This is a genomic window from Planktothrix sp. FACHB-1355 (assembly GCF_014748295.1).
Taxonomy (GTDB): domain Bacteria; phylum Cyanobacteriota; class Cyanobacteriia; order Cyanobacteriales; family Aerosakkonemataceae; genus Aerosakkonema; species Aerosakkonema funiforme_A.
The window spans coordinates 1-8,446 of sequence record NZ_JACJUP010000175.1 but is presented as its reverse complement, the minus strand read 5'-3'; the positions used below and the strand labels follow the sequence as shown (position 1 = coordinate 8,446).

Below are 8,446 nucleotides of genomic sequence, written 5' to 3'. Positions count from 1 at the left end.
ATCTGGGGGAGTAGGGGAGCGGGGGAGCGGGGGAGCAGAAAAATAAATCTTTTCCCTTTTCCCTTTTCCCTTTTCCCTAACTCCTAGCCCCTTTTCCCTAACCCCTAACCCCTAACCCCTAGCCCCTAGTCCCTAACGAACAGTTTTTTACCAAAAAAGCAGCCAGTCTAAGATAATACAGACCAAGCGATTAAAGCAAAAAGGTGTAGGAGTGAGGTAGGAGTGAGACAGCGAGAACCATATCAATCCAAAAGCCCTTATCAAAGGATTAGTGAGCTTGAGGAAAAACTAAATCGCGCCAATCGATTTATCAAGCGGTTGCAGCAGAACAATACCGAGTTGCAAAAACAGCTTTTCTCATTGCAGAAACGGGATAAGCATCAATCTGCACTTTCGCTCAAAGATATTCCTGTTTTACCGGAAAGACAGCCAAGCCGCATCAAGGATATTCCGCTCTTACCGGAAAAACAACCAAGCCGTAGAAGAAGACGACGCCGAGCTAAACATTCTCCGCGAGAACAGACCGATCGCACTAGGAGGCTTACCCCGAAACGTCGCTTAGCCAGAGCATATCAGTTGCGATTGGCTGGCATAGCCTTGGGAGTAGCGGCAGTGTTTTTCCTTGTAGGATTAATAGTGGTGCGGTTGGTGTATCGACCTCCGGCACCGGAGCCATCTCCCCAACCCACTCCTACCAATGTGCTACTATTGCCGGAATCTCCTTTAGCACCGCCAGAAATTCCCGCCTCGACTGGGACAGTTGCATTGGCAAGTTTCTCGGAGCAGACGCCAGAAAATGTGGAAATAGTCTACAACGTCAATACCACTCCAGATCTGAAACAAAGCCAAGATTTGCAAGCTATTGTTGATGAACTTGTCAATATGGCAGATGAAAAAAACTTGCCAACAGACTCTCTATCAATCACTCTAATTAACGTCAAAACAGGCGAAATTGCTGGATATCAACAACAGGAATTGCGGTATCCTGCCAGCGTTATCAAAATGTTTTGGATGGTTTATGTATACGCTCTGTTAGAACAAGGTATTTTTACAGATGAAGCAGCCTTTAGTGTAGACCTTTATCGGATGATTCAAAACTCATCAAATGATGCCGCTAGTCGTATTATAGACGTAGTTACTGGCGCAAAATCAGGAACGAGATTAAAAGGCGAAGAGTATCAGGAGTGGTTCGATAAGCGTCAGCAGCTGAATAATTTTTTCCAAAAAGCTGGGTACGAAGGCATCATTCTCAACCAAAAAACTTACCCAATCGGTTACTTGAAGCTGCAAAAACCAGAAGGTAGAGAGATGCAAATGTGGAAAGATCCAGAAGATCCCATGCAGAATAAAATTAGCAGCGATCAAGTTGCCAGACTGATGTATGAAATTGTGACCGGCAAGTCAGTTTCAGAGGCAGCTAGTCGAAAAATGGTTCGTTTGCTGGCTAGGGATTTGCATCCAGAAGCTTGGGATGTAGATTCGGCTCGCATAGGAGGTTTCAACCCGATCAGGGGTTTTTTTGGTGAATCTTTACCACCGGATAGTGTTGACTTTGCTTCTAAGGCCGGATGGACTTCTACTTCGCGGCACGAGGTTGCTTTTGTGAAGACAAGAGATGGTCAAGTAGCTTACATTTTGGCTATTTTAGGAAGCGATCGCACCTACTCCAGCAATTGGAAATTCTTTCCCCAAATGTCTCGCTTTGTGTTCGATCGACTCACAGGAAGCAATCCAAATCCATCACCGAACTAGAGCGTCAGTCGATTAATCGCTTTTGAGAAAAGCAACATAGTGTATTTGTCTGCACATACAGGCCAGAGCGATAGCCTACCTGACGGCAGGCTATTGCCCTGGCCAGAAAAATTTGGATTTGAGTTATGAATTGTCACCCGTTCTGCGATCGCGTTGGCGTAGCCTGCGCGTAAACGCATAGCCTTCTCTGAAGGAGTAGCAGTTCCCGAAGGGTATGCTTTGCCTTTACAGAATACATATTTTATTATGTTTGTCAATTTATTCTAATGAACTGGCGCTCTATGAACTAACGAATAACGATGAACTAATCTACACAATTTCTTAATTTTGGCTAATCCCTAGTTTTCTCAACTTTTTCACTATTTGCTTTTAATCTAAGATTTAAGTAAAGTTGAGCGATCGCTCATATATCGCCTAACCTTATTAACTAAAGGCAAATAGGGGTTGCAGAAATGACTCTAGCCAGTTGTATTGAAGACTTTTCCTTAGCAGAATTATTCCGAATCATTGAACGAGAAGGAAAGTCCGGTCGGTTAACCTTATCGATTCCGGTAGATTTTCCTGTTTCGGAAGCTCAAAAATCATACTACATTTGGTTTCAGCAAGGACGGATCGTAGCGGCTGGCGACCGCCTCGACGGTCAAGGTTTAATTTCTAAGATCGTGGAAAAAGGTTGGTTGAGTCAGCGAGCGATTCAACGGCTGCAAAAACTTTCTCAACAAGAAGCTCCTTTAGGGTTAACTTTAAAGGCTCAAGGTGCTTTACAAGCAGAACAGCTTAACTCACTTTTTACAGCCCAGATCCGCGAAATATGTGGATTTTTCAACATACATAGTGGTAAATTTGATTTCGACTGTAGAGCTACTTTACCAACTGCCGAGATGACTGGCTTGAGCATTCCCGCGATGGAAGTCGCTCTCGCGGGGTTGAGATCGCTCTCCAACTGGGATGGTTTTGCTGATGTAATTCCCGATTCTAGTTCTGCAATTCAAAGTATCGTATCGGGGAAACCTCTACTGCCACTGAATTCCTTAGAATGGCAGATTTGGGAATATGCTGATGGCACCCTATCTATTAGTAGTATCGCTAAGCAAATAAATCAACCTACTGTTAAAGTTCAGCAAGCAGCTTTCCGATTGATGTTTGCTGGGTTATTAGAAGAAATTCCTCTATTTACATTTACCTTTAACTCGGAAGACTGTGCCACAACCGAGGACGCCGGGGAGGAATTCTTTATACATCCTCCCGAAACAGATTCCAAACAAATAGAACTAGCCGATCGATCTAAAACGTACAATTTATTTATCGAAAACTTGGTTGGTTTTTTTTCAAAACCCGATCTAACGCATAAATTCTCTGGCAATGCCTAGCGAGGCGGTGGAATTGGTCGCGATCGTTTGCAAAAAATCTCTCGCTACGCTCGAATTCCAATATGCAACCGAGTTAGCTGCATATACACAAGCGCAACACAGCCCGATCGCATCCGGTGTTGCGCTTTTTTTGGTTGGCTGTAAAATTTCCCTCCCTCCTGGGTGAGATTTCGTGCCGGAGCAGATAAAATGAAAAAAATATGAAAAAACTGAGTAGTTAGCCAAAGTGCCTGTGAAACTATCCTCTGCATCTGTGAGCTTGCCTGCTTTTGAATCAGTCAGTCAGAGTCTTAGCACCCTGGAACCTGCAAGCGAGCCAAAACCGACAGACTCGACTGAGGGCGAACCTGCCGACAACACAACCCAGATCCGACAAGCTCAAAAAGTGCGGCAGGGAGCGTTAGCTGTCTTCGGCTCGACTTTTTTGACCATCTTCCTGTCCGAAATGGGAGACAAAACCCAGGTAGCGACGCTGCTGATGAGTGCCCAATCTCAGTCTCCCTGGCTTGTTTTTGCTGGGGCGTCCTCAGCGCTTGTGGCGACGAGCTTGTTGGGGTGCATGGTGGGTTGCTGGTTAGCAAACCGCATATCTCCGCAAATGCTCAAAAAAGCAGCGGGTGTGAGTTTGCTATTCATCGCCATCCAGCTGTTCTGGGAAGTCGCCCACTACTAAACCGCTACAGTATAAATTCCAAAATTCAAAATTAATATGCTCGACTGGAATCTGTTGGGATTAAGTTTCATTACGGTATTTTTGTCTGAGTTGGGAGACAAAAGCCAACTGGCGGCGATCGCTCTCAGCGGCAGTTCTAAATTTCCGCGCACAGTATTTTTCGGAACGGCTGGGGCGTTACTGCTGACTAGCTTTCTGGGCGTACTGGCAGGAGAAGGGGCATCTGTTCTGTTGCCTGTCCGTCTGGTAAAGACGATCGCAGCGATCGGTTTTGCTTTTATGGCGGTGCGTTTGCTTTGGCCCGCAGCCGATTCGTCCGATTAAAAAATTTAGGGTGGGCAATGCCCACCCCAACAATGTTTCAATCTGGATGGTGGGCATTGCCCACCCTACCTTACGAGCGTTCCCGATAGCACAGGCTGAGAATCGCACCACCAGCAATCAGTTTGACAAGATCGAGAGCCCAATAGCTTTCGTGAAGCATATTCATCGTGCCAGGAACTTCAGCAACAGGCTCAAAAAGATTGAGATTTAATCCCAGCGCACTCATTTGGGGACTCAAGGCATAGGTGCAAATCAGAGCGATCGTCAGAAGTATGGAAGATAAGATAATTGCGTTACGGCTCTGCTTGCCAGCAATATAATGAGTGCGATCGAGAATGAGAGCTCCTGTTAAGACCAAAGCAGCACATAATAGCTCGATGCGGTTAAAAAACCAGAAAATAATATACCCAGCCGTGGCAAATCCGGCTTGATTCATCATACCCGCCGCATACATACCGGGCATAATTACTAAATCGAGAATCAGCGTTGCGCTTAGCCAAAAGGCCAAGGTAAAAATAACTACCGTTTGCCATACGGGGCGTTTTAATTCAACGCTAGAAAAAGCAGACATATAATTTCCTTGCTTTAGGCGTTACCTTTAGCTTAACTAAAATCTTTTGCAACAAGTGTGAAATATTTTTACAGAGTAAACTGTCAAAGCTATTTAAAAAAGTTAATATAATAATTGTTAAGAACTAAGTTAACTCAACAATAATCTGTTAAGTAATTTTCCTTTCGCTTTTTAAAGATTAATTTTGGTAAAGGACGATGCGTATTTCTACCATTTTAGGAACAACGTTAGCGCTGACGGCAGGACTGCTGTCCAACATCCCAGCAGCATCGGCGATTCGCTTAGCAGATGGCACAGTTTACTTCGCCCAACCTCCCAGCCTCGTCTCTGCATCAACGACCTTTAACGACGTTTATGTGTGGGGAGCCAAATACTATTTTACCCTCAGCCTACCGAATAATGCGGGAGAACCGCTGCAAAGAGTGACAATTACCCAGCAAGAGGGAATAGATGATATTGAATTCGATTTGGAAGATAGCCGCGCCTTTGAGGGAACACGCGGGGACAAAGGTAAAACAATAGCGCTAGGATCTGTAATGAGGGATGATAATAAACGGATGCTGTCGATCGCATTCGATCCCCCAGTAGCCCCAGGCAAAACAGTCACAATTGCGCTCAATCCGATTCGCAATCCCAAATATGCTGGAGTCTACTTATTTGGAGTCACAGCTTTTCCCCCAGGTGAGAAAACACACGGTCAGTTTCTCGGCTTCGGACGCCTGCATTTCTACGATAATAGAGACTTCGGTTGGCCTTGAAACGGGCTGTTTCGGATCGATCGCCTTTTCCAAAATCCTTGCATCCGCTAAGAGGAGGAAAAAACTATTTCTGCACCAACTCAAAAACGCGCCTACGCCTTAGATGCCCTGCGTGGATTCGCTGTTTTAACAATGATCTTATCGGGTACGATCGCTTACAGGATATTACCCGCTTGGATGTATCACGCGCAAGTACCACCGCCTACCCACACCCACAATCCCAATCTGCCCGGATTAACCTGGGTCGATCTCGTATTTCCATTATTTTTATTTTCGATGGGAGCAGCCATACCCCTAGCACTGTCTCGTCGAATCGCCAAAAAAGATAATCAAATACAACTTATTTTATATATCCTCAAAAGAGGGTTTTTTTTAGGAACATTTGCTATAGTTCTGGAGCATCTACGCCCAACTGTAATCAGTCAAGCCAATACTCCCCAAAAATGGATAATTGCCTTGTGGGGATTTTTACTGCTGTTTTTTATGTTTGTACGTTTGCCGGATTCTTTACCAAAATGGCAACGCACAACAATTACTATGACAGCATGGGTATCGGCAATTATACTGCTTTCTCAACTGCGATATCCCGATGGCAGCGGTTTTTCACTCGATCGCAGCGATATTATCCTAATCGTCCTGACGAATACAGCCGTTTTTGGCTCCCTAGTCTGGTTGTTTACAAAGTCAAATTTATGGTTACGTCTGGGATTTTTGGCTTTATTATTCGCCGTGCGTTTGTCAGCTACCGTTGGTAACAGTTGGATCGGACAGCTTTGGTCAACTTCCCCAATACCCTGGATTTTTCAGTTTGCTTATTTGTCCTATTTGTTCGTAGTAATACCCGGTACTATTGCTGGGGATTTGATTTTAAACTGGCTCCACACAAACCCAGATGCAGATGCGATCGTTCCGTCCGTAACAACTGAAGACAAAGCATTATCTGAAAAGCTAAATCGCCAATGGCCTAAAAATCGTTTTTATTGTATTATTTTATTACTATTATTTAACTGCTTAGCGCTGCTGGTTGGATTGCAAACTAGATGGGTATGGCAAACAACTTTACTTAGTGGTGTGATATGTTGGCTATGTTGGTTTTTCTTCAGCAAACCTAGCAACGAAACCGAATATTTAATCAAAAATTTCTATAAATGGGGCGTTTATTGGCTTTTTTTGGGGTTGTTTTTTGAGCCATTTCAGGGCGGCCTTAAAAAAGATCCTGCCACTTTTAGCTACTATTTTGTGACTGTAGCTATGGCTTTTTTCATATTAATTATTTTTACTGTAATAATAGATATTTTTAAATACCAAAAACCTTTACAAATATTAATATATAATGGCCAAAACCCAATGATTGCCTACGTGGGATTTGCAAATCTGGTATGGCCAATCCTAGTGTTAAGCAAAATAGATCCCTGGGTCATAGAAAATACTAAAGCTCCCTGGCTCGGATTCCTTAAAGGAGTTATTTACACCTTAATAGTGGCGTGTATTGTGAGCATCTTTACCAAACAGAAAATATTTTGGCGAACATAGCGATCGCCGACGCCATCCCATATAAATACGCAGATCTAAGACTGTCAAGCCAAGCCGCAGGGTTGACAAAAAGTATCCTTCTTGGCTATACCTCAAACAATACAGATAAAAGTTTATTAGTGGTTGTAAAAAAAATGGCTTCGATCGCAATTCCTGGCTATCGCCTCACTGAGCAGATCTACTCAGGTTCCAGAACCGAAGTTTATCGGGGCATTTCCGAATCAGACACTCAACCAGTAGTTATCAAACTACTCAAGTCCGATCATCCCCCCCTAAACGAACAGGTGCAGTTCCGCAATCAGTATACGATCGCTAAAAATCTTGACTTGCCAGGAGTTGTCAAGCACCTGCGACTGCAAACCTTCGATCGCAAGTTAGTTCTAGTCCTGGAAGACTTTGGCGGTATTTCCCTCACAGAAGAAATGCAGAAATGGGGGGAAAGAGGTTTTGGTACATCCGCCGATTCCCTTCAAGAATTTCTCCAGATTGCCATCCACGTTGTCGAGAGCTTAGAAGGATTATATCAAAACCGCGTTATTCACAAAGATATTAAACCCGACAATATTCTGATTAACCCAGAAACCAGACAAATCAAACTGATTGACTTCAGCATTTCCACCCTACTACCAAAAGAAAACCAGGAAATTCAAAACCCAAACGTCCTGGAAGGGACACTACCCTATATGTCCCCCGAACAGACAGGACGGATGAACAAAAGTATCGACTATCGCACCGATTTTTATTCCTTGGGAGTTAGCTTCTACGAACTGCTCACCGGACAACTTCCCTTTCAATCCGATGACCCAATGGAATTAGTCCATTGCCACATTGCCAGAAAGCCAATTCCACCTGTTGATGTAAATCCCCTCATCCCCCAGGTATTGAGCAACATGGTAATCAAACTGATGGCTAAAACCGCAGAAGAGCGGTATCAATCCGCATTTGGTATCAAGCACGACCTGGAAAAGTGTTTGCAGGAATACTCAGATAAAGGTAGGATATCACCCTTTGACTTGGCAAAAAGGGATATCGCCGAGCGCTTCTCAATTCCAGAAACGCTATACGGTAGAGAACCAGAAGTAGCAACCCTCTTAGCCGCCTTTGACAGAGTGAGTTCCGGAAGCACGGAAATGATGCTGGTAGCAGGATTTTCCGGAATTGGCAAAACTGCCATAGTCAATGAAGTCCACAAACCTATAGTCCGCCAGCGCGGTTACTTCATCAAAGGTAAATACGACCAATTCAAGCGCGATATCCCCTTTTCTGCTTGGGTACAAGCATTCCAGAATCTCATACGGCAATTGCTCACCGAAAGTGCCGCCGACCTAGCCGAGTGGAAAGCCAAAATCTTGGCAGCTTTAGGAGAAAACGGTCAAGTAATTATTGATGTTATCCCAGAACTAGAAATCCTCATCGGCAAGCAACCTCCCTTAGCAGAACTGGAAGGTAGTGCAGCCCAAAGAGA

At 44.3% G+C, this 8,446-nt stretch carries 9 protein-coding genes; 7 read left to right on the top strand and 2 right to left on the bottom strand.

All coding sequences use genetic code 11. The features are described from left to right. Positions 1-222 precede the first annotated feature (222 nt). Positions 223-1,752 (top strand): serine hydrolase, encoded by a 1,530-nt coding sequence (locus H6S82_RS34340; RefSeq protein WP_190466327.1) that lies wholly within the window; start codon positions 223-225, stop codon positions 1,750-1,752. Here the strand turns inward: H6S82_RS34340 and H6S82_RS10350 are convergent. Then, on the bottom strand, positions 1,749-1,931 hold the full coding sequence (locus H6S82_RS10350; protein WP_190466325.1) for a hypothetical protein: 183 nt from the start codon (positions 1,929-1,931) through the stop codon (positions 1,749-1,751). The genes H6S82_RS34340 and H6S82_RS10350 overlap by 4 nt on opposite strands. Positions 1,932-2,204: 273 nt before the next feature. On the opposite strand from H6S82_RS10350, the gene H6S82_RS10345 reads away from it, so the two are divergent. From H6S82_RS10345 to H6S82_RS10335, 3 genes are all read left to right on the top strand, one after another. Beyond that, on the top strand, positions 2,205-3,122 hold the full coding sequence (locus H6S82_RS10345; RefSeq protein ID WP_190466324.1) for a DUF4388 domain-containing protein: 918 nt from the start codon (positions 2,205-2,207) through the stop codon (positions 3,120-3,122). A 226-nt stretch (positions 3,123-3,348) separates the two neighbouring features. Beyond that, the gene (locus H6S82_RS10340) at positions 3,349-3,795 is read left to right on the top strand and encodes a TMEM165/GDT1 family protein (protein WP_322111931.1); all 447 of its coding nucleotides are present in this window, start codon (positions 3,349-3,351) and stop codon (positions 3,793-3,795) included. 36 nt (positions 3,796-3,831) lie between these two features. Next, entirely contained in the window at positions 3,832-4,119 is a 288-nt protein-coding gene (locus H6S82_RS10335) for a TMEM165/GDT1 family protein (protein ID WP_190466321.1), read from the top strand. 70 nt (positions 4,120-4,189) lie between these two features. On the opposite strand, the gene H6S82_RS10330 is transcribed toward H6S82_RS10335, so the two are convergent. Further along, positions 4,190-4,690: a DUF4149 domain-containing protein gene (locus H6S82_RS10330; protein ID WP_190466318.1), complete on the bottom strand. Its 501-nt coding sequence runs from the start codon at positions 4,688-4,690 to the stop codon at positions 4,190-4,192. Positions 4,691-4,887: 197 nt separating this feature from the next. On the opposite strand from H6S82_RS10330, the gene H6S82_RS10325 reads away from it, so the two are divergent. The 3 genes from H6S82_RS10325 to H6S82_RS10315 form a co-directional block, all read left to right on the top strand. Beyond that, positions 4,888-5,448 carry a DUF2808 domain-containing protein gene (locus H6S82_RS10325; RefSeq protein WP_190466316.1) on the top strand — a complete coding sequence of 187 codons (561 nt, stop codon included), beginning with the start codon at positions 4,888-4,890 and terminating at the stop codon, positions 5,446-5,448. A gap of 66 nt (positions 5,449-5,514) precedes the next feature. Then, the gene (locus H6S82_RS10320) at positions 5,515-6,981 is read left to right on the top strand and encodes a DUF5009 domain-containing protein (RefSeq protein ID WP_322111933.1); all 1,467 of its coding nucleotides are present in this window, start codon (positions 5,515-5,517) and stop codon (positions 6,979-6,981) included. 134 nt (positions 6,982-7,115) lie between these two features. Continuing rightward, the coding region (locus H6S82_RS10315; RefSeq protein WP_191056199.1) for a serine/threonine-protein kinase at positions 7,116-8,446 on the top strand (1,331 nt) is incomplete at its 3' end.

Bases quoted from the DNA above. Each gene is read 5' to 3' on its own strand.
- H6S82_RS10350 (WP_190466325.1), bottom strand. From the start codon at position 1,931: ATGCGTTTACGCGCAGGCTACGCCAACGCGATCGCAGAACGGGTGACA.
- H6S82_RS10330 (WP_190466318.1), bottom strand. From the start codon at position 4,690: ATGTCTGCTTTTTCTAGCGTTGAATTAAAACGCCCCGTATGGCAAACG.
- H6S82_RS10345 (WP_190466324.1), top strand. From the start codon at position 2,205: ATGACTCTAGCCAGTTGTATTGAAGACTTTTCCTTAGCAGAATTATTC.
- H6S82_RS10325 (WP_190466316.1), top strand. From the start codon at position 4,888: ATGCGTATTTCTACCATTTTAGGAACAACGTTAGCGCTGACGGCAGGA.
- H6S82_RS10335 (WP_190466321.1), top strand. From the start codon at position 3,832: ATGCTCGACTGGAATCTGTTGGGATTAAGTTTCATTACGGTATTTTTG.